This window comes from Ottowia caeni (assembly GCF_050821495.1).
GTDB lineage: Bacteria > Pseudomonadota > Gammaproteobacteria > Burkholderiales > Burkholderiaceae_C > Ottowia > Ottowia caeni.
Window position 1 is genome coordinate 2490960 of sequence record NZ_CP151080.1, and the last position, 21943, is coordinate 2512902.

Annotated in this window: 15 protein-coding genes and 3 pseudogenes; 13 read left to right on the forward strand and 5 right to left on the reverse strand. The window is 58.3% G+C overall.

The window, feature by feature from the left end:
• The first annotated feature begins 151 nt into the window (after window positions 1-151).
• From smc to def, 6 genes and pseudogenes are all read left to right on the forward strand, one after another.
• Window positions 152-3666 (forward strand): annotated as a pseudogene (smc, locus tag AAAK34_RS12000) (chromosome segregation protein SMC).
• Between the two features lie 42 nt (window positions 3667-3708).
• Entirely contained in the window at window positions 3709-3978 is a 270-nt protein-coding gene (locus AAAK34_RS12005) for a hypothetical protein (protein ID WP_431777306.1), read from the forward strand.
• 45 nt (window positions 3979-4023) lie between these two features.
• Window positions 4024-5097, forward strand: coding sequence for a cell division protein ZipA C-terminal FtsZ-binding domain-containing protein (locus AAAK34_RS12010; RefSeq protein WP_231693252.1), 1074 nt, complete (start codon window positions 4024-4026; stop codon window positions 5095-5097).
• 24 nt (window positions 5098-5121) lie between these two features.
• On the forward strand, window positions 5122-7410 hold the full coding sequence (gene ligA, locus AAAK34_RS12015; protein WP_231693253.1) for an NAD-dependent DNA ligase LigA: 2289 nt from the start codon (window positions 5122-5124) through the stop codon (window positions 7408-7410).
• A gap of 317 nt (window positions 7411-7727) precedes the next feature.
• The gene (locus AAAK34_RS12020; protein ID WP_431777307.1) at window positions 7728-8228 is read left to right on the forward strand and encodes a hypothetical protein; all 501 of its coding nucleotides are present in this window, start codon (window positions 7728-7730) and stop codon (window positions 8226-8228) included.
• A gap of 99 nt (window positions 8229-8327) precedes the next feature.
• Window positions 8328-8836 (forward strand): annotated as a pseudogene (def, locus tag AAAK34_RS12025) (peptide deformylase).
• A 32-nt stretch (window positions 8837-8868) separates the two neighbouring features.
• Here def and AAAK34_RS12030 read toward each other — a convergent pair.
• Entirely contained in the window at window positions 8869-9435 is a 567-nt protein-coding gene (locus AAAK34_RS12030; RefSeq protein WP_431777308.1) for a C40 family peptidase, read from the reverse strand.
• A gap of 377 nt (window positions 9436-9812) precedes the next feature.
• Between AAAK34_RS12030 and AAAK34_RS12035 the strand changes: the two genes are divergently transcribed.
• Window positions 9813-10937, forward strand: a complete 1125-nt coding sequence (locus AAAK34_RS12035; protein ID WP_231693254.1) for a PQQ-dependent sugar dehydrogenase — start codon at window positions 9813-9815, stop codon at window positions 10935-10937.
• 65 nt (window positions 10938-11002) lie between these two features.
• Here the strand turns inward: AAAK34_RS12035 and AAAK34_RS12040 are convergent, their stop codons facing one another.
• Together AAAK34_RS12040 and phaP are read right to left on the reverse strand one after the other, a co-directional pair.
• A complete protein-coding gene (locus AAAK34_RS12040) occupies window positions 11003-12055 on the reverse strand; it encodes an extracellular solute-binding protein (RefSeq protein WP_231693255.1) in 1053 nt (350 codons plus the stop codon).
• A 523-nt stretch (window positions 12056-12578) separates the two neighbouring features.
• A complete protein-coding gene (gene phaP / locus AAAK34_RS12045) occupies window positions 12579-13136 on the reverse strand; it encodes a TIGR01841 family phasin (protein WP_231693256.1) in 558 nt (185 codons plus the stop codon).
• Between the two features lie 181 nt (window positions 13137-13317).
• Between phaP and AAAK34_RS12050 the strand changes: the two genes are divergently transcribed.
• From AAAK34_RS12050 to AAAK34_RS12075, 6 genes and pseudogenes are all read left to right on the forward strand, one after another.
• Complete coding sequence (locus AAAK34_RS12050; protein WP_231693257.1) at window positions 13318-13758, forward strand: acyl-CoA thioesterase; 441 nt, start codon at window positions 13318-13320, stop codon at window positions 13756-13758.
• Between the two features lie 79 nt (window positions 13759-13837).
• The gene (gene pncB, locus AAAK34_RS12055; protein WP_231693258.1) at window positions 13838-15031 is read left to right on the forward strand and encodes a nicotinate phosphoribosyltransferase; all 1194 of its coding nucleotides are present in this window, start codon (window positions 13838-13840) and stop codon (window positions 15029-15031) included.
• 407 nt (window positions 15032-15438) lie between these two features.
• A pseudogene (locus tag AAAK34_RS12060) lies at window positions 15439-16742 on the forward strand (sodium:proton antiporter).
• A 31-nt stretch (window positions 16743-16773) separates the two neighbouring features.
• Window positions 16774-17766 (forward strand): 2-hydroxyacid dehydrogenase, encoded by a 993-nt coding sequence (locus tag AAAK34_RS12065; protein ID WP_231693259.1) that lies wholly within the window; start codon window positions 16774-16776, stop codon window positions 17764-17766.
• A gap of 42 nt (window positions 17767-17808) precedes the next feature.
• Window positions 17809-19176 carry a DNA recombination protein RmuC gene (rmuC, locus tag AAAK34_RS12070; RefSeq protein WP_231693260.1) on the forward strand — a complete coding sequence of 456 codons (1368 nt, stop codon included), beginning with the start codon at window positions 17809-17811 and terminating at the stop codon, window positions 19174-19176.
• Window positions 19173-20375: an MFS transporter gene (locus AAAK34_RS12075; protein ID WP_231693261.1), complete on the forward strand. Its 1203-nt coding sequence runs from the start codon at window positions 19173-19175 to the stop codon at window positions 20373-20375. The genes rmuC and AAAK34_RS12075 overlap by 4 nt, the downstream gene beginning before the upstream one ends.
• Window positions 20376-20536: 161 nt before the next feature.
• Here AAAK34_RS12075 and AAAK34_RS12080 read toward each other — a convergent pair whose 3' ends face one another.
• Both AAAK34_RS12080 and AAAK34_RS12085 read right to left on the reverse strand, forming a co-directional pair.
• Window positions 20537-20992: a RidA family protein gene (locus AAAK34_RS12080; RefSeq protein ID WP_231693360.1), complete on the reverse strand. Its 456-nt coding sequence runs from the start codon at window positions 20990-20992 to the stop codon at window positions 20537-20539.
• 22 nt (window positions 20993-21014) lie between these two features.
• Complete coding sequence (locus AAAK34_RS12085) at window positions 21015-21935, reverse strand: transglutaminase family protein (protein ID WP_231693262.1); 921 nt, start codon at window positions 21933-21935, stop codon at window positions 21015-21017.
• Between the last annotated feature and the right edge of the window lie 8 nt (window positions 21936-21943).

Consider the following 21943-nt stretch of genomic DNA (forward strand, 5'->3'; position numbering starts at 1 on the left):
AATGCAACAACCCTTCGGTTGAAGTCGAAGGAAATTGCAGTTTGAGTTGGCCCGATAATCCAAGGTTTCGCGCCGACCCGCGAAACGCACTCTTTCCGGAGTAGCTTGCGAGTTCGGCACTGAATCGCTTTCACCTGAGAATCGGCTTTCCGTGCGTCTCAATTCGATCAAGCTTTCGGGCTTCAAGTCATTCGCTGAACCCACCAACTTCATGCTCCCAGGGCAACTGGTGGGCGTGGTCGGGCCCAACGGCTGTGGAAAATCCAACATCATGGACGCGGTGCGGTGGGTGCTGGGCGAATCCAAGGCCAGCGAACTGCGCGGCGAATCGATGCAGGACGTGATCTTTAGTGGCACGACGACGCGCAAACAGGCCAGCCGCTCGTCGGTCGAGTTGGTGTTCGACAACTCAGACCACCGCGCAGGCGGACAATGGTCGCAGTTTACGGAGATCTCCGTCAAGCGCGTGCTGACCCGCGACGGCAACTCCAGCTACTACATCAACAACCAGCCCGTACGTCGACGCGATGTGCAGGACGTGTTTCTGGGAACCGGCCTGGGTCCTCGCGCTTACGCCATCATCGGTCAGGGCACGATCAGCCGCATCATTGAGTCGCGCCCGGAGGAGCTTCGCCTCTTCCTTGAGGAGGCTGCTGGTGTCAGCAAGTACAAGGAGCGGCGGCGCGAAACCGAAAACCGCCTCTCAGACACGCGCGAAAACCTCACCCGGGTTGAAGATATCTTGCGCGAACTGGGGAACAACCTCGAACGGCTTGAAAAGCAGGCCGAAGTGGCGCAGCGCTACCAAAACTTGCAGTCTTCGGTCACGCTCAAGCAGAACCAGCTCTGGTTCCTCAAGCGTAGCGAGGCCGATGACGGTCAGGCCAAGCTGAAGGCTGAAACAGACAAGGCTGTCATCGACCTGGAGTCTCGTGTCGCCGATCTGCGCCACGTCGAGGCCGATCTGGAAACCATCCGCCAGGCTCACTATGCTGCTGGCGACCATGTGAACCAGGCTCAGGGGCTGCTGTATGAGGCAAGCGCGGAGGTAGGGCGGCTGGAGGCCGAAATACGCTTTGTCGTCGAAGGTCGCCAACGCGCCGAAAGTCGCCTGATCCAATTGAAGGAGCAACTGGCGCAGTGGTCGGCGCGCAAGGAAGAGGCAGAGTCCGAGATCGAGTCACTGGCAGAGCAGGCTGCCGAGGCTGAAGACAAGGCCCTCACGCTGGCCGCGCAGGTTGAAGAGCAGCAGCAGGCACTGCCTGATCTGGAGGATGCTCTTCGCCAGGCACAGGGCAAGTCCACGGAGCAGCGCAGCGCCGTGAATCAGGTGCAGCAGCAGATTCAGGTGCTGGCCGCCGACCAGCGGCACATTGAGGAGCAGTCACGCCAGCTTCACGCTCGGCGAGAGCGGCTGGCGAGTGATAAGAATGCCTTGGCGGCTCCAGATGAGCAGCGCCTGATGGACTTGCAAGCTCAATTGGCAAGTGCTGCGGAGGCAGCCGAAATCAGCGAGGCCAGGCTGCAAGAACTGCAGGAGAGTGTTCCCCAGCTAGACGAAGACCGCCGCGCACGCCAGCAAGCCGTGAACACCGAAGGCGCGCGCCAAGCTGACTTGTCAGCGCGGCTCGATGCTCTCAAGGCCTTGCAGGAAAAAGTCAGGACAGACGGCAAACTGAAGCCTTGGCTGGCCAAACACGGGCTCGACGCCCTGGCTGGGCTATGGAGCCGCATTCACATAGAGGCCGGTTGGGAAAATGCGCTGGAGTCGGCTTTGCGCGAGCGTATGGCCGCCTTGGAGGTCAGCCGCCTCGACATGGTGCGCGCTTTTGCCAGCGATGCGCCCCCCGCCAAACTGACCTTCTTTACGCCGCCCCAAGCGTCGCGCCCGCCAACGTCCGGGCAGTTACCTCGCCTGGCCGATTTGCTGCGCCTCCATGATGCGGGCCTTGGCGCGCTTTTGAGCGACTGGCTGGCCGGTTGCTACACCGCCTCAAACCTTGAAGATGCGCTTGCCGTTCGTGGTCAGCTGCAGGCAGGCGAGACGATCTACGTTCCCTCAGGTCATGCGGTCAGCGCCCATGGTGTGAGTTTTTACGCGCCTGATTCTGAGCAGTCTGGATTGCTGGCGCGAGCCCAGGAGATTGAGAGCCTTGAAAAGCAGCAGCGAGCCCAGTTGTTGATCAGCGAAGAGGTTCGCAATTCGCTCATCAAGGCGGAAGCAGCATACAGTGATGCATCGCAGCGCCTGGCCGCCACGCGTCGGGAAGCCGCCGAGGCACGCCAGCGTGCGCACGAGCTGCAGGTCGAGTCTTTGCGACTATCACAGTTGGCCGAGCAAACCCGCGCGCGAAGCGATCAGATCGCGGGCGATATGGCGGAGATTGATGAGCAACTACAAGACATACAGGAGCGCAGAGTCACCGCCGAGGCGCGCTTTGAAGAGCTGGACATGCAACTGGCAGACAGTCAGGAGCATCATGCTCAGCTCGATGAACGCGTCATGGAGGCTGAGCGCCGCTTGAATGAAGCGCGCGAGCAGCAGCGTAGCCTAGAGCGCCAGGCGCAAGAATCTGCCTTTGCTCAGCGTAGCCTGGAGGCGCGCCGTGCTGAGCTGGCTCGCGCCATTGAAACAGCGACAACTCAGTTTGCATCCATAGACTCCGAGCAAGCGCGCGCGCAGGAGGAGTTGACCCGCCTGACCGACGCGGCCGCACAGGCAGGTCTGCAGACCGCGTTGAACCTCAAAATGGAGCGCGAACAGGCCTTGGCCGCCAAGCGAAGCACCTACGATGACTTGACCTCCAAGCTGCGAGCTAGTGATGAGCGGCGCCTTACTCTGGAGCGCGAACTCGATCCTTTGCGTCAGCGCATTACGGATCTTCAGTTGAAGGAACAGGCAGCGCGCCTGGGCACCGAGCAATACACCCAGCTTCTGGCGGATGCGCAGGCCGATCTGGCTGTGGTCGCGCAATCAATTGCCGAAGGCAATGTCAAATTGAGTGGCTTGCAAGGCGAAATCGATCGCCTGCACCGCGAGATTCAGTCTTTGGGGGCGGTGAACCTGGCTGCGCTCGAGGAGCTGACCTCGGCGCGAGAGCGCAAACAGTTTCTTGACGCCCAATCGGCCGATCTGACGGACGCCATGACCACGCTTGAAGATGCTATCAGGAAGATCGATGGCGAAACGCGCGAACTGCTGGGCAACACCTTCAATACAGTCAACGAGCATTTTGGCCGCATGTTCCCGGAACTATTCGGGGGTGGAAACGCCAAGCTGGTCATGACAGGCGAAGAAATTCTCGATTCCGGCGTTCAGGTCATGGCTCAGCCGCCGGGCAAGAAAAACCAGACCATTCACCTGCTTTCGGGGGGGAAAAAGCCCTCACGGCCATTGCGCTGGTGTTCGCCATATTCCAGCTCAACCCGGCCCCATTCTGCTTGCTTGACGAAGTCGATGCTCCGCTCGACGACGCCAACACCGAACGCTATGCCAAGCTGGTCACCAAGATGAGCGGGCAGGGGACTCAGTTCTTGTTCATCAGCCACAACAAAATTGCCATGGAAATGGCGGAGCAGTTGATAGGTGTGACCATGCAAGAGCAGGGCGTGTCGCGGATCGTGGCGGTGGATATGGAAAGCGCCGTGGGCATGGTGGAGGCATGATCCTAGATCCAGTTGACCGCTTGCAATCATCAGGAAAGCCGCATGAACACTCGATTTCTATGCTCCGACAATGCTCACCCGTTAGGTGAGATCGCTACGCACCCGATCAGGCCGCCCTCGGTCACGCTGGCGGCGTTGCTCCCCTTGCAGGGCGCAACCCAGCCAGAGGCTGAGCATGTTCGCGCTGTCCAAAGGCGCGCAGGCGCCTTTGGAGCCGCAGCCCTCACCCTTGCAGGCACTAGCCTGCCGCGTCCTCGCGTCTTGCCAGCGCACCCGATGACGACCTGCTCGGGCGCGTCCAACTGGATCTAGGATGATGAAAAACTTAAATATTCAGCCGCGTGCGGAGTTTCTGGCATGAGTTCATTGCAAGTCGGCCTGGCAATTGCCGGGGGCCTGATTCTCGGTGGCGTGATCGCCTACAACACTTGGACTTCTCGGCGCAATGCCCCACGGCAGGCGTTGCCGGAGTCGCCTCAAGCGCCCATGGACGGACGCGTGGAACCTACCGGTGAGTCTGGTATGGCGGTACCCGACCGCGTCGAGCCGGTGTTCGATCCGAGCGGCGCCTTGCCCTCGCTGGGGCCGCTGCCAACGCCAGAAAAACGCCCCCGTCTTGATGCGTTGATTGACGTCATTACCCCGATCGCGCTTGACGGCAGGCTGGTATCGGGAGATGCCGTGCTGGCCGCTTTGCCGCACACTCGCCGCGTGGGGAGCAAACCTTTCGCAGTGGAAGGCCTGAACGAACAAAGCCGGGAGTGGGAATCTCCCGTGGCAGGACAACGCTACACCGCATTGCAGGCCGGGGTTCAATTAGCCAATCGTACCGGCTCGATCAATGAGATCGAATATTCCGAGTACGTCATGAAAACGCAGGCTTTCGCCGACGCCCTGGGAGGAGCACCAGATTTTCCGGAGATGCTGCACGAAGTGGCGCGTGGTCGCGAACTGGACCAGTTTGCCGTCGAACACGACGCGCAGCTTGGTTTCATGCTGCGTGCGCGCGGTGCCGCCTGGAGTCCCGGGTTCGTCCAGCAGCAGGCCGCCAAACTCGGATTTATCGCGGGAGTGATTCCCGGTCGCATGGTGTTACCCTCCAGCGAAGCCGGGTTACCTTCAATTTTGGGTCTCAGCTTCGATCCGCAAGCCGCACTTTCAGAAGACCCTGCGCAGTCGGCAGTCAAAGAGGTGGCCCTCAGCCTTGATGTTCCTCAGGTTCACCGCAATGAACAGCCATTCGTTCGAATGCGCGATGCTGCTCTTGCTCTTGCAGACGCGATGGATGGTGTGATCACAGACGACATGGGGCAACCGTTGCGCACTGAGATCATGGAAACCATCGGTGCTGATCTGCAGCACCTCTACGACAGGCTAGAAGCACATGATCTGGCAGCGGGCTCTGCGCAGGCACGGCGCTTGTTTAGCTAAGCTATGGCGCATTCTCCAAACCTAATGAGTCTACAGGCAGAGGCTGAGCGCCTGCGTACGCAGTTGAATCGCGCTGCCTATCAGTACTACACGCTTGATGATCCTGAGATCCCGGATGCGGAATACGACAAGTTGTTCCAGCAACTCCAGGCCCTGGAGGACGCTCATCCCGAACTGATCACGCCGGATTCCCCGACACGGCGCGTGGGTGGCGTCACGTTGGCAGGCTTCACGCCGGTGCGGCATCGGCTGCCCATGCTCAGCATACGCACCGAAACGGACACGACGGCAGCTGGGGCGGACGCTTTTGACGCACGCATTCGACGTGAACTCAAGCTTTCTCCATCCGAGCCGGCCATAACCTACGTCGTAGAACCCAAGTTCGACGGCCTCGCTATCAGCCTCCGCTATGAACGCGGCGTGTTGACACAAGCGGCCACGCGCGGAGACGGTGAAGTGGGGGAGGACGTCACCCAGAACATACGGACCATCGGCCAGATTCCGTTGCGTCTGCGGCAAGCGCCCGTGGCAGCTGCGACCCAGCTATCCCTTCTAGGAGCCTGTCGGACTTGGAGCGCCGAAAGCGAAAATGGGACCCAGCGAGGACAGTTTTTGCAGGATTCGCAGGCCCATAGCCCGGCTATGGGTCAAGAAGACTGTGAAAAATGGACCGCTGCGGCCCATTTGCAGCCGGCGATTTCCAAGTCCGACAGGCTCCTAGGGGAGGAGTTGAGCGAGTCAGTCGTCGCCGATCAGTCTGCCTGGCCGATCCCTCCAGTGCTCGAAGTGAGGGGTGAGGTTTACATGCGCCGCGACGATTTCGAGGCGCTGAATGATCGCCAGCGTGAGAAAATGGCATCGGGTGACAAGACCGCCAAGACCTACATCAACCCTCGCAACACCGCAGCAGGTTCCGTGCGCCAGTTGGATTCCGCCATCACCAGGCAACGGCCCCTGAGTTTTTTTGCGTATGGCCTTGGCGAGATTACCCCCGCAGACGAAGGGGGGCCGCAGTTCGTCACTCACTGGCAGGTATTGCAAGCCCTTCGCTCCTGGGGACTGCCTGTTTCACAGTTGGTCGAGCAGGCATCGGGTTCGCAAGAGTTGGTGGCCTATCACCAGAAAATAGCCGCTGAGCGCGACAGCCTGCCTTTCGATATTGATGGTGTCGTGTACAAAGTGGCAAGCTTGGAGTTGCAGCGACAGCTTGGGTTTGTTAGTAGAGAGCCGCGCTGGGCCGTGGCGCACAAATATCCGGCACAAGAGCAACTCACCACCGTGCAGTCGATCGATGTGCAGGTCGGGCGCACTGGCAAGCTCACGCCCGTGGCCAAACTGGCTCCAGTGTTCGTTGGAGGCGTTACGGTGACCAACGCCACGCTGCACAACGAAATGGAAGCACGCCGCAAAGATGTACGCGTGGGTGATACGGTCATTGTTCGCCGCGCGGGCGATGTCATTCCTGAAGTGGTTGCCGTACTGCCTGAGAAGCGGTTGCCCGGGTCCGAAGAGTTCAGCATGCCTGCGAACTGTCCAGTTTGCGGCAGCGATGTGGTGCGGGAGGAAGGCGAGGCCGATCACCGCTGCACGGGCGGGCTTTTTTGCGGCGCACAGCGCAAAGAAGCCATGCTGCACTTTGCCAGCCGCCGGGCCATGGATATTGAGGGCCTCGGCGATAAACTGGTCGAGCAATTGGTGGACACAGGGGTTGTCAAGACACTTCCCGATCTTTACAAGCTCGGACTCGCCTCGCTCGTCGCGCTTGAGCGGATGGCCCAGAAGTCTGCGCAGAACATTGTCGATGCGCTCAATAAATCACGGCAAACCACGTTGGCCCGGTTTCTTTTTGCGCTCGGCATCCGCCACGTTGGAGAAACCACAGCGAAAGACCTGGCGCGCCATTTTGGCAAGCTGGACGCCATCATGAGCGCCAGCCTAGAGCAACTGCTGCAGGTGCCGGATGTGGGACCCGTCGTAGCACAGAGTATTCATACCTTTTTTGGGCAAGCGCACAACCGGGAGGTGGTCGAGCAATTGCGCGCCTCTGGTATTCATTGGAAAGAGGGGGAACCTTCTGCCGCTGCGCTGCTGCCCCTTGCCGGCAAGACGTTTGTGCTGACCGGCACCTTGCCCACGTTGAGCCGGGAAGAAGCCAAGGAAAGGCTGGAGGCTGCAGGTGCCAAGGTGGCCGGCAGCGTCAGCAAGAAAACCCACTATGTCGTGGCGGGCACAGAGGCCGGCAGCAAACTTGAAAAAGCCCGTGAACTGGGCGTGACGATCCTGGATGAGGCCGAATTGCTGAGAATGCTTTAGTGCTTTCCAGGTGCCTTTCGGCGCCCGGCGCTCCGGGGGATAAACAGTGGCATCGCTTGTAGGATGTGGCTTCAGCCGCGATTGGCTTCCTTCGGAGCACAAGACGCCATTGATGATGGCGACCCTTCGCGGCTGAAGCCGCCCCTACAAATGCAGGGACGACTGAGGCCGTTTTTCGACTTTGAATTTTTGTTTCTCAAGTCCAGGTCCTCTTTACATGCCAGATAAGACAACAGGTGCTGCTGTCTGTAAGATTACTGGCGAGTGATGTGTGAGTAGGGGGATTTTGTGTACCTTGTTTCGAAAGGGGTCTTCTTATGACCATTCAAACTTCTCCCATGCAGCCGGCAAGCACCAAATCCAACGGGCTGCGGCGGGTGGCGGCCCTCTCCGCATCGGCTTTAGCGGTTTTTCTGGCGGGTTGCGCCGTCACGCCGGTCGACTCCTATGTAGTCGGCACTCCAGTTGTACCTTCTTCCGCCTACTACTACGGCTACAGCGCACCTGCGCCCGCTCCCTATTACTACGCGCCAGGGTACTATACCGGGCCTTACTATGGGGGCTATCGCGCGCGTCCTCGTCATCTGCACCCATCGCCGCCGCCTCCGCCTCGTTTCTCTGGAAGGGATGAACGTCCAAGATGGCGCGGCGATCGTGGACCGGACCGCGGGTGGAGTCGCCCTGATGGCCCGCGTCCTCCAGGAGCGGGGGGGCCTGCCCGTCCACGTCCTCCTGAGGCGAACCAGATGAGGCCACCGCCCGGTGGTCAGAACCGCCCCCTGGCGGCAGAGGCTCTGGACTCAAGCCTGGCGAGTTAGACGGACAATAATCCTAAATCCAGATTCAGGACAATTACGAGCGCCCCCCAGCCACCGTTTCGAGGTTTCAACTTGGCCACCAGCTACCCCATCCTGAAAATGGGCGATTCGCGCTTGTTGCGTGTCGCCAAGCCCGTGCAGAATTTTGATAGTGACGAGCTTCACTTGCTCGTGCGTGACATGTTCCAGACCATGTCTGACGCCGACGGAGCTGGTTTGGCGGCTCCACAGATTGGTATTGATCTGCAGTTGGTGATTTTTGGGACAGATGCCGTCAATCCGCGTTACCCTGATGCCCCGATGGTGCCCCGCACCGTGCTGTGCAATCCGGTGATAGAGCCGCTGTCAGACGAAGAGGAGGACGGTTGGGAAGGATGCCTCTCTGTTCCAGGCATGCGCGGCGTGGTTCCGAGGTGGAAAAAATCCGCTATACCGGCTTCGATCCCTATGGGGACCGTATTGATCGCGTCGCGGAAGGGTTCCATGCCCGCGTGGTCCAGCATGAGTGCGATCACCTGGTGGGCAAGCTTTACCCCATGCGGGTTCGCGATTTCAGCCGCTTCGGTTTCACTGAAGTGCTGTTTCCCGGCCTAGACGCCAAGGAGTGAGGTTAACCCCGAGCCTCCCGGGGTGCATCAAGTCAGATGCTGTCTCCCGCGCTCGGCAGGGAAGGCAGTGGGGCAGTGGGGGCGGGTTGCGAAAAGCCACCGCCCAGGCGAACCGAACGCGGTGCTGGAGATTCGCGGGTGATGACGCGCGAACTGCTGGCCTGCATGGTTTCTCCGCTGGAATCGGAAAGCACTCGCCGAGCCCCGTTGAAACGGGTGGTCCAGTATCGGCTCTCCATGCTTTCTACGCGCACTCTAGCCCCGGAACGCGGCGCGTGAATGAACTTTTCGTCCCCCACGTAAATGCCTACATGGCTATAGGCTCGGCGCCTTGTATTGAAGAAAACCAGATCACCTGGCTTCAGCTCTGCTTTTTCAATCTGCTCGGTGGCGGCGGCTTGTTGTTCTGAGCTACGGGGAAGCAGCATGCCCACGGTCTGCTGAACCATGGCACGTACAAAGCCGCTGCAATCAAAGCCAGTTTCGGCCGAAGTTCCACCAAAGCGATACGGCACACCCAGCGCGCCCATGGCATTCACTACCAGATTGGAGGCGCGGTCAGTCGCATGATGGATCGTATCGCTCAGCCTCGAGATCAAGCCCTTCTGGTGCAGAAGCTTGTCTATTTCGTCTTGAGAGGGGTTGCTTGGGCTGCGCTTATGCCCGAGAAAATGATGATGGCGGCAATAAACTTGCGAATGCTCATGTATGCGAATCTTTGCGACTGGGCGAGCGGTAGCTGGGCCAGGCAACTTGGTTGCAAGGCATGAAAATTCCGCTCACTCGTTGATAAACTGACAATTTCCGGTGTTTTGGCCGAGGGAAATCGCCACGCAACACTTCAAAACCACTTCTACACTCATACTGTGGGACCGCGGCCAATTGTGTCTGATTGATAACCTGAACACCCACCGCTAGTACCGTGTTTGAATACGCACCACTAGTGTAGGACAACTTCCTGTGAGATTATCCGCATATGCGAGTTTTTTTGCGGATTTCTGTATACATAGCACTTGCGGCAGCTTCCTCAGGTGCACTTGCGCAAGTTGGAGTCAAACCGCAATCGGTCGCAACCGGGTTGCAGCATCCTTGGGCCGTGGCATTCTTGCCGGAAGGACGTTTTCTGGTGACAGAGCGACCGGGGCGTTTGCGCGTGATCGAAGCTGATGGTCGGGTTCAGGCTCCAGTGGCAGGTCTGCCGGAAGTTGCGGCAGGCGGTCAAGGCGGCTTGCTGGACGTGGTGACCGATTCGGCATTTGCCCAGAACCGCACGATCTACTTCTGCTTTTCAGAACCCGGGCTCGGTACAACAAACAGCACCGCTCTGGCCCGTGCAAAGCTTTCGGTCGACCTTCAACGCCTGGAAGAACTGAAAATCATCTTCAGCCAAAAGCCAAAGGTGTCTAGCTCCGCGCATTTTGGCTGCCGCATTGTGGAGCGACGGGTGAACGGCAGGCCTGACGGTACGTTGTTCCTGACTCTTGGTGATCGTTTCTCCTACAAGGAGCAGGCGCAGAAACTCGACAGTCACCTGGGGAAGGTGGTGCGCATAGGCAAGGACGGCACGATACCGCGAGACAATCCATATGTGGGCGACCCCAAGGCGTTGCCCGAAATATGGAGCTATGGCCACCGCAACGGCCAGGGTGCCACTCTCGCGCCTGACGGAACCCTATGGATGCATGAGCACGGGCCGCAAGGAGGCGATGAGATCAATCTTCCGCAACCGGGCAGGAATTATGGTTGGCCGGTTATCACGTACGGTGAAAACTACGGTGGTGGGCAGATAGGCGATGGACTGACCGCGAAAGCGGGCATGGAGCAGCCGCTGCACCATTGGACCCCTTCCATCGCATCCTCAGGCATGGCATTCTTGACGAGCGACCGGTACGGCCCCGCGTGGAAGGGAAATCTTTTTGTGGGTTCGCTCAAATTCCATTATCTTGATCGGATAGAACTCAAGAACGGAAAGGTGACCGGCGAATACAAGCTGCTTCAAGATGTCGGGCAGCGGATACGGGATGTGCGCCAAGGTCCTGACGGCTTGCTCTATGTGGTAACCGACAGTCCGCGGGGGCAGTTGATAAGAATCAACCCCTGAATCTGGACCCTGGACCCTGGACCCTGGACACTCGCTTGGCGGGTGTCCAGGTGTTGCTTTCCGGCTTACTTGAAACCTACCCGGTCAAGCATCTGCTGAACTTTGACCTGGTTGGCCCCGACAGCACTGATCGGAATGGTTTCGCTCTTGAAGGGCTTGCCGGCGGTCATGGCTTTGAGCGCAGAGTTGTCAAATGTGACGCCCACGCTGACCGGCCATTCGTTGTTGCCGTTGGCAAAGTGATTTTGCGCCGAGGCGCTGGCCAGATACTCCAGGAACTTCGTGGCGCCGGCCACGTTCTTCGAGTGGCGTGCCACGGCGCCACCAGCCACGTTCACGTGGGTGCCCCAGGTTGACTGATTGGGGAACACAACACCCACTCGCTCCGTGATGGCGCGGTCTTCAGGGGAGTTGGACCTCATCAAACGGGCTAGGTAGTAACTGTTGGTGACTGCTACCCCGCATTCGCCGGAAGCCACACCCTTGATCTGGTCTGTGTCTCCGCCTTTGGGCGAGCGTGCCATGTTGGCGACCATACCCTTGAGCCAATTTTCAGTCTTCTCCGGCCCCAGGTGTTCAAGCACGGCGCCGAACAGGCTGAGGTTGTAGGGGTGCGAACCTGAGCGAATGCACAGTTTGCCCTTGTTGACGGGGTCGGCCAGCTTCTCATAGCTGTCTACGTTTTCGCGCTTGACCTTCACTTTGTCGTACACGATCAGCCGCGCGCGCGTGGAGAGGCCGAACCAGGGAATGCCACCATTGGCCGCAGGAGTGGCACGAAGATTGGCTGGAATTGCGGCTTCCAGCGTGGCGGATTTGATGGGCAGAAACAGGTTGTCCTGCTCACCGCGCCAGAGACGTGCAGCGTCGACCAGCAAAATGACGTCCGCAGGAGAGGCCGAACCTTCGGCCTTCATGCGCGCGATGATGCCGGCATCATCAGAGTCCACGCGATTGATCTTGATGCCAGTGGCCTTTGTAAAATCGTTATACAGCGCTTCGTCACTGGAGTAGTGGCGCGCCGAATATAGATTGATGACTTGCTCCTGTGCCTGCGCGGCGCTAGCCCAGAGGGTCACACTCGCCAACGCGGACGCGAGTATCAAACGTTTTTTCATGCTTTGAGATTCCTGGAGAACCAACTGTAGAAGTTGTTGTGCATGATAGCGCAAACACGAATGGTTCTCAATGCGAATATCGGTAACATCTATTCGCAGCCCGGTCTTTGAACAGCCTCATGAGAAACAAAACTTTGAAAGCCCGAAACGGCCTACATTGCCTCTGTCTTTGTAGGAGCGGCTTCAGCCGCGAAGGGTCACCGTCATCAATGGCGTCTTGTGCTCCGAAGGAAACCGATCGCGGCTGAAGCCGCTCCTACAAGCGATACCTCTTGTTTCTCCTTAGAACGCCGGGCGCCCCCAGGGGCCTGGGAAGCTCTAAAAAAGGGCTGATCTTGCGATCAGCCCTTGAAGGGATCCCTGAACCCAAAGGTCTCGAAAGGATCCGAGGAGACAACTTGCCGGATAACTTTTCGTATTCCAGTGGAAAGAACCCAGGAGTCGATTCTTTCCACTGAAAGCTCCTCCTTGCGGGAGGAGCCATAACTTCCCGGCACGAAAGGCCGGAGAGTTGTACGCAGAATTAACGCGCAGTTTTCTTGGCAGCAGCCGATGCAGTGTTCGCAGCGTTGGTGGCGCTGGTTGCAACGGCGTTGAAGTTGGCCTCAGCCACATCAGACGCTTGTTTGACAGCTTTTTGCACCGTTTCGAAGGCGTTGCTGGCAGCTGCCACGGCGCTCTTCATCACGGCAACAGCGGTCTCGGAACCAGCAGGAGCGTTCTTCGAAGCGTTGTCCACTAGAGCCGCGAACTGGGTTTGGCTTTCGGCAAGCTTGCTTTCGAAAGCTTTGCTGAATTCAGCGCTGCTGCCAGAAGCGATGTCATACAGATGACGGCTGTAGGCTGCTGCTTTTTCGGCCAAAGGCTGGAAAAAATTGGCTTGCAGTGCCACGAGTTCTTGCGCGTCTTTCACGCTGAACATGGCTTGAGCGTGGGAGGTCGATTCGGACAGAGCAGCCTTGGCGGCGGTCATGTTCAGTTCAACCAGCTTTTCGACGCCTTCGAACGCCTTGGTGGTCAGACCTTGCAGGGTTTCGAAGTTGGCTTTTTGTGCGGCGATGACTTGTTCAGGGGTCAGCATAGATCTCTCCAGATGGATAGTTGCGATAAGGCTTGTTTGCCGCCCTGAACCACTACTTATTTGTTGCAGTGCAGCATGGATATGAATTTTAGGGAAGTCTTGGGCGATTGCAACCCATTTTGTTGCGTTGCAGCATTTTTAGACACGACTACCTAAAAGTGGGGGCTGGCAAAATGGCGCGATGAATTTGCAAGCCCGCCCTCAGCCTGAGTCCAGAGACAGCTACCGAGCTTTCCGTTCCATCACCACCCGCTGGATGGACAATGACCAGTACGGACACGTTAACAACGTGGTTTACTACAGCTGGTTTGATACAGCGGTTAATGCTCATCTGATAGAGCAGGGCGTACTCGACACCGAGCGGGGCAACACCATCGGCTTTGTCATTGAGACTCAATGCCAGTATTTTGCGCCGCTGTCGTTCCCGCAAATTGTTGAGGCGGGCATTCGCGTGGCACACATCGGATCCTCCAGCGTACGCTATGAAGTGGGGCTTTTTGCGCAGGGCGCCGAAATGACAGCCGCCAAGGGCCATTTTGTACACGTGTACGTGGATCGAGCAACACACCGGCCTGTGCCTCTGCCCACGGAGCTCAAGGCGGTCCTGGAACAACTCAGGTAGCGTCACCCCAAAAACGCTTCCAGGGTCACGCTACACTGCCTACATAGCTCCCTATTCACAGAGAAGAGAGACAAGCGCCATGCCCGGCATCATTCAGAGCCTGCTCGACACCGATCTTTATAAATTCACCATGATGCAGGCCGTCCTGCATCAATTCCCGGGCGCACAAGTCGAGTACAAGTTCAAGTGCCGCTCAGCGAACGCGCAGCTGACGCCCTACATTGACGAGATCCGCGCCGAGATCAACCAGCTGTGCGAGCTCAGCTTCTCCGAAGATGAACTTGACTACATGCGATCGCTGCGTTTCATCAAGAGCGATTTTGTCGATTTTCTAGGTCTGTTCAAACTTAACAGCAAGTACATCACCTTAACGCCTCAAGATAACGGAGAGATCGACATCAGGGTGCGTGGCCCGTGGCTGCACACGATCATGTTCGAGATTCCGGTGCTGGCTATCGTCAGTGAAGTGTATTTCAGGAATACCCAGCCGGGCCTGGATTTGTCCGAAGGCCGCAACAGGCTGAACGCCAAGATTGAGATGATGCACGCGCCGGGTCTGCAAGAGTTGAAAATCGCGGACTATGGCACGCGCCGCCGTTTCTCGCGCGATTGGCAGCGTGAAGTACTGAAGACTCTGAAGGACAGGCTGGGTTCTGATACCACGCATGGCCAATTGACGGGTACCAGCAACGTTCTGTTTGCCAAAGAGCTTGGCCTTCGTCCCATGGGCACCATGGCACACGAATACCTCCAGGCCTGCCAGGCGCTTGGCCCCAGGCTTCGAGACACGCAAGTGTTTGCGTTTGAAAAATGGGCGCAGGAGTACCGCGGAGACCTCGGCATTGCACTTTCCGATGTCTACGGCATGACTGCATTCCTGCGGGATTTCGACATGTATTTTTGCAAGCTGTTCGACGGCGCGCGGCACGACTCCGGCGATCCTTTCGAGTGGGGTGAACGCATGATCGAGCACTACCAGGCAAACCGATGCGACCCACGAACCAAGGTCATCATTTTTAGCGACGGCCTGACCATTCCCCGATGTATAGAGCTTTTTCAGCGTTTTTATGGCCGCATTCAGGTGGCATTTGGGGTAGGCACCAATCTGACCAACGACCTTGGGCCGGAGCCGCTGCAAATTGTGCTGAAAATGGTTCAGTGCAACGGGCAACCGGTGGCGAAAATATCGGACACGCCTGGTAAGACCATGGTGGAAGACGCGGGTTACCTGAACTACTTGCGTCAAGTGTTCGAGATTGATGCTCCGCGCTAGTGTCCTGAATTGCAAATTTATTGAACAAATCCACCGACAATCGCCGCCATGCTGCGTCACAAAGCCTCGCGATGCCACTCGGTATCACTGCGTTTTGTTCCTTGCCTGACACCGATTTCGGCAGATTTGTTTTTTCAACGAACTTACAACTCAGGACACTAGAACGTGAACATGTTCTGAGGGTTTATGGCCCTTGACGGGGCACCACCTTGGCGCCCTGAATTTGATGATTTAACCTGGATCCGGCAGGTGACCGCTCACTTCGATCTGAAGGAAATTTTGTCTTGATTCCCCGCCTCCGTTTACTGCCCGCGCTCTACACACTTTTCATCTTGCTGGCGGGTTTTTCTAGCGCACCCGTGCACGCCGCGACACTGGACGGGGCGGCCTTGTCACCGCTTTGGGGTGTGCCATTTGCCGGCATTCTTCTGTCGATCGCTTTGTTGCCTCTGATGGCGCCCATGTTCTGGCACCATCATTTCGGCAAGGTGTCAGCGGCTTGGGCGCTGGCTTTCTTCATTCCGTTCTCTGTGGTTTTTGGTCCAGGTGTGGCGACGGCGGGCCTCGTGCATGCTCTTGTCGCCGAGTACATCCCGTTCATACTTCTGCTCACCGCGCTGTTCGTGGTGTCGGGGGGCATCTACATCAGAGGCAACCTGCATGGCTCGCCGCTGCTAAATACTGGCATTTTGGCGATCGGAGCGGTATTGGCCAGTTTCATGGGAACCACGGGCGCGTCAATGTTGTTGATCCGCCCCTGATCCGCGCCAACGACAACCGAAAAAGCTGCACCCACGCGGTTGTTTTCTTCATATTCATTGTGAGCAACATCGGGGGCTCGCTCACGCCTTTGGGTGATCCACCGCTGTTTCTTGGTTTTCTGAAAGGCGTCGAGTTCTTCTGGACTGTGGGACACATCTGGACCGACACGCTATTTTTGATTTGCACGCTGCTCGCCATTTTTTACGTGCTTGACACCTGGCTCTACCGGAAAGAAGGCATTGTCCGCCCCGATCCAACGCCGGACACCAAGTCCTTCGGCTTTGACGGTGCCATCAATTTCTGGCTGCTCTTGGTTATTGTGGCCTTGGTCCTCATGAGCGGCATCTGGAAACCTGGAGTTTCTTTTAACATTGCTGGCACCGAGGTGGGCTTGCCAGGCATTCTGCGGGACGTCGGCCTAATTTTGGTCACCTTTCTTTCGTTGGCTGTTACACCAGGCAAGGTCCACGTCGACAACCAGTTCGGCTGGGGGCCCATGCAAGAGGTGGCCAAGCTGTTCGCCGGCATTTTTCTGACTATCATCCCGGTCATTGCCATGCTCCAGGCTGGTACGAATGGGCCATTTGGCGCAGTGGTGCGCGCTGTCACGAACGCGGACGGATCGCCCAACCCAGCGATGTATTTCTGGGCAACTGGCTTGCTTTCGTCGTTCCTTGACAACGCACCTACCTACCTTGTGTTCTTCAACACCGCCGGAGGAAACGCACAAGCTTTGATGACGACGATGGCTTCCACACTGGCTGCCATTAGTGCCGGAGCGGTTTTTATGGGAGCCAATACGTACATAGGCAATGCGCCGAACCTGATGGTGAAGGCTATAGCTGAAGACAGGGGAGTCCGTATGCCTAGCTTCTTCGGATACATGCTATGGAGCGGCGGTATCCTGCTGCCGCTGTTCATACTCGTTACTTTCCTGTTCTTTCACTGAAGCGATGAGCCCGACCAGAGCTTGAGCACGCATGGACAAACAACGCATTCTGATTTCGCGCGCCATATTTCCCGAGGTGATCGACAAGCTGGCGGCGCACTTCGAGATCGAGGGCAACCAAGCCGACGAACCCTGGTCACAGGATGAGTTTGTACGGCGCCTGGCGAACAAGCACGGTGTGTTTACCACTAGCAGCGAGCGGATCGACTCCGCGCTGCTAGGTGCCTGCCCCGATCTGAAAATTTGTGCCAACATGGCGGTGGGGTACAACAATTTTGACGTACCGGCCATGACATCGGCCAAGGTGCTGGGCACCAACGCTCCGGGCGTGTTGACCGAAACGACAGCCGATTTCGGCTTCACGCTGCTGATGGCCGCCGCGCGCAGGGTCAGCGAAAGCGAGCACTGGCTTCGTGCTGGAAAATGGAATCGCTGGCGCTACGATCTGTTTGCCGGTTCTGATGTTCACGGCAGCACACTCGCTATCCTGGGTATGGGGCGCATCGGCCGGGGGATCGCGCGGCGTGGAGCCCACGGTTTCGGCATGCGGGTCATCTATCACAACCGTTCGCGCCTGGACTCCACGACCGAGGCCGAGTGCAAAGCGAGCTACGTGAGCAAAGAAGAGCTGCTGCGCACCGCCGACCACCTGGTGCTAGTGCTGCCATACACCTCGGAATCTCACCACGCCATTGGAGCAGCCGAGTTGGCGTTGATGAAGCCCTCGGCGACGCTCATCAATATCGCGCGAGGCGGCATCGTCGACGATGCAGCGCTTGCCCATGCCCTCAGGGAAAAGCGCCTCGCCGCCGCCGGACTCGACGTCTTCGAAGGTGAGCCCAAGGTTCACCCTGAGCTGCTAACCTTGCCCAACGTGGTGCTGACGCCGCACATAGCCAGTGCATCCGTTCCCACGCGTATGGCAATGGCTCATCTGGCCGCCGACAATCTAATCGGCTACTTGCTACATGGAAAGCCTGTGACGCCACTGAATCCAGAGGTCATGGAGTGGAAGAAGAGTTGATGTTGATGAAGCAAAGTCAATGCTCCTGGCGCGGGAGTCTGAATGACGTCTGATGCTGTGAACGGTTGGCTATGGGTCGCCCTGTTCGTTGGTGCGCTTAATGTGTTGCTTCTGGTGCTTTTGCTACTGCGCCGCCCGCTTCGCCCGCACGACGTGGCATCCCGGGGCGAGGTGCAGCAGTTGGTCGACCGGAACAGCGAGAGTTTGGAGCGCGAGCTGCGGAATGAAATTGCAAGTTCGTGGCGCCATGGTCGTCAAGAATTGATGCAAACCCTGGGCACATTCCAGCAGGCGCTTACGCAGCAGAGCGCTGAGGCCACCCGCACGCAGAACACCCAGATCGATGCCTTTGGCCAGCAATTGGCGCTGCTGCAAAAAACCTTGGCGGACACACTGGCCACACAGCTCCAAGCCGTGGGTGAGGGGAATGCGCGGCGCTTGGGCGAGGTGCGAGGCACCCTGGAGGCACAACTCAAGCTCATGCAAGAGAGCAACGCCGCCAAGCTTGAGGAAATGCGCCGAACCGTAGACGAGAAACTCCAGGCAACTCTGGAGACCCGCCTCGGCGAGAGTTTCAGGCAAGTGGCTGAGCGCTTGGAGCAGGTGCACAAGGGTTTGGGGGAAATGCACACCCTGGCGCAAGGTGTGGGTGACCTCAAGCACTTGCTGTCCAACGTGAAGACGCGCGGCATGTTTGGCGAGGCTCAGTTAGCCGCTTTGCTGGAGCAGGCATTGGCCCCAGAGCAGTATGCGGCCCAGCAGGTTACACGACCGGGCACGAAGAACGCCGTGGACTTCGCAATCCGCTTGCCCGGACGCGGAGAGGACGGGGCGCCGGTCTGGCTGCCTATTGACGCAAAATTTCCCAACGAGGACTACGAGCGCCTCCTGGATGCACAGCAACGCGCCGATGCGCTCGCCGCTGAAGTCGCCGCCAAGGCGCTCGAAGCGCGCATCCGGCTGGAGGCGCGATCCATGGCTGAAAAATACGTTGAACCGCCTCACACCACTGATTTCGCCATTCTCTTCCTCCCTACAGAGGGCCTGTATGCAGAGGTGCTGCGCCGTCCGGGCTTGATGGAGACACTGCAGCGTGAACACCGCATCACGCTCGCTGGCCCCACCACATTGCTGGCCATGCTGAATTCCTTGCAGATGGGCTTTCGCACCCTGGCGCTCGAAAAGCGCAGCAGCGAAGTCTGGCAGGTGCTGGGTGCAGTCAAAACCGAGTTCGGCAAGTTTGGCGATGTGCTCATGCGCGTGAAAGAGCAGACACAAACGGTACTCAATACGCTCGATAAAGCGCAAACGCGAAGCAACGTAATGCACCGGGCTCTGCGGCAGGTCGAGGCGCTGCCCGACCACGAAGCTCAGAATCTGCTGCCCGCAGAATCCGGCGGCGAGCGATGACCGGACGCGAATTGCTGCGCATCGTCGTCGCGCAGGTGTGTGTACACGGCGTCATGACAGGGACGCGATTGGCGGCACCGCTTCTAGCGCTGCAAACTGGCTTCAGCGCCGTGCAAGTCGGTGTCTTGCTGGCGCTGTTCGCGCTTTCGCCTGTATTTCTCGCACTGCCCGCCGGTAGGCTGGCAGATCGGCATGGACTGCATCTGCCTATGCGGCTGGCCATCGGGGGAGCCATGCTGGCGGGAACCCTGGCGGCGCTGTGGCCTGTGTTTTGGGTGCTTTGCGTTGCTGCGCTACTGTCAGGCGCGGCGGGAGCTACCACGCAAATTGCCATGCAGCGTCATGTGGGACGTGCAGCGCGAAACACGAACGAGCTCAAGACGGTATTCAGCTGGATGGCGATTGCGCCTGCATTGGCTAATTTCTTGGGGCCATTGATCGCCGGTCTGTTGATCGATCATGCAGGTCCTGAGCCTGCACATGAGTGGGGATTTCGTGCGGCCTTTGCGTTCTTAGCAGTGATTCCATTGATCAGCCTCTGGTTGTTGCGCGAGGTGAAGGATGCCCCCCGTGAACCTGTGGAAGATGCCCCAAAAGATCAATCGGTGTGGGATCTGCTGTCCTTGCCTAAGCTTCGGCTTCTGCTTTTCGTGAACTGGATGCAGGCAGCAGCCTGGGACGTGCATACCTTCGTGGTGCCCATTCTTGGGCACGAGCGAGGCATGTCAGCGTCTACCATTGGCATGTTGCTTGGGGCGTTTGCTGCAGCAGCTGCGCTGATTCGGGTCGTGCTTCCAAAGTTGTCCGAGCGAGTGCCAGAGTGGGTGGTGGTCATGTTTTCCACCGTCATCGCGGCGGGTGCCTTGCTGGCTTACCCGCTGATGCCCGGTGCCATCACAATGGGCGCGTGCTCAGTGATACTGGGCTTTGCATTGGGCGCGGTGCAACCGATGATCATGAGTGTGCTGCACCAGATTACGCCCGGCGGCCGGCAGGGCGAAGCCATGGCACTGCGGGTGATGACGATCAACTTCTCCAGTTTCCTGATGCCCATGCTTTTCGGGTCTCTGGGAGCCGTAATGGGCGTCAGCAGTCTGTTCTGGCTCGTCGGCGGTCTACTCGCAGTCGGCGCGCGTACGAGCAAAGGGCTGCGTTTAGATGAGGCGCAGATCTCGGAGAATAGCTCTCGGACACCTTAGAGCGTGTTTACGATCGCCTCACGGTTTCGTTGTGCAGAAATCATGAACAGGCTCCTAGCGCGATCAAAGTCTCGGCCCTCTCGAGGAGACTTTGAACAGGCTTTTGGGCCGAACTTCCGAGGACGGTTCAAAAAGGAACGCGCGCTATCTCCGAGTCGGTATTACTCGACCTCAGCGATCAACTCAATTTCAACGCAAGCACCCATAGGAATCTGCGCTACGCCGAAGGCGCTACGAGCGTGCTTGCCGGCGTCTCCGAAAACCTCGCCGAGCAGTTCGGAACACCCGTTGGTAACCAGGTGCTGCTCGATAAAGTCTGGGGTGGAGTTGACCAGGCTCATGACTTTAACGATGCGCTTAACCTTGTTCAGGTCGCCGGTGGCTGCTTGCAAGGTGCCCATCAGATCAATGGCGACTGCGCGTGCTGCGGCTTTTCCTTCTTCGGTGCTGATGTTTTTTCCGAGCTGTCCTACCCAGGGCTTGCCGTCTTGGCGAGCGATGTGGCCCGAAAGAAAAACCAGGTTACCGGTGCGAACGAACGGCACGTAAGCCGCGGCAGGAGTGGATACGGGGGGCAGAACGATGCCCATTAGTTGAAGTTTTTGTTGAATGCTCATAAAAAAGTCCAGATGAATGAATTCAATCGGAGAGGGCTTGTGCTTGGGTTGGCTCTACGGTAACGCCCACACTCATGCTGTGAGTACCTGACCCGTGAACGACCCCACGCATCGGCGAGATGTCGGCGTAATCGCGACCCACAGCCAAGCGTATGTAATCGTCGCCTGGGGTACCCCAGCCCTCACGATGATTGGTAGGGCACAGATCGTACCAGCCATGACCACGATTGCTTGCGGCCACATCGGGCAAATACACGGATACCCAGGCGTGCGAGGCATCGCTGCCCACCAAGCGCGGCATGCCGGGTGGAGGTTGGGTCAATAGGTAACCGCTCACGTAGCGAGCAGGCAAGCCCAGAGAACGAAGGCAGGCCAGCATGACGTGAGAAAAATCCTGGCAAACGCCTCGACGGTTTGCCAGAGCCTCCGCCGCAGGGGTGCTTATCTGGGTACTACTGGTTGAGTAGACAAACTCTTCATGGATGCGGTGCATGAGGTCACGTGCAGCATCGATAAAGGGCTTGCCGGGTGGAAACGAGCGCCGCGCGTACTCGGCAAAGGCAGAGCCTGGGTGTACGTGAGTCGAGGGGTACACGAACTCCGCCGCCGGGTGCCACTCTGCATTGGCATGGTAGATGAAGGTGTCGCGCGCGCTTTCCCAAGTGATGTCGCTCTGGACCGGTTTGGAGGTTTCGGTCTGCACCAGGCTGGTCGCACGCACAATGAGTGACTCATGCGTTTCGCTGATCTCGAAGAAGGACCGGACGTTCCCATAGATGTCGACGTCTTCTCTCAGCACGGCCGGCGTTGGACTAATCTCCAGGCCATAGTCGACCCGTTCCTGGCAGGCAATGGACGGCGGCTTCAGATGCACCACATGCAGCGCGTGCTCAACGGCAGGTGCATAGTCGTAGCGCGTCTCGTGCGTTATACGAAGCCGCATGGCATACC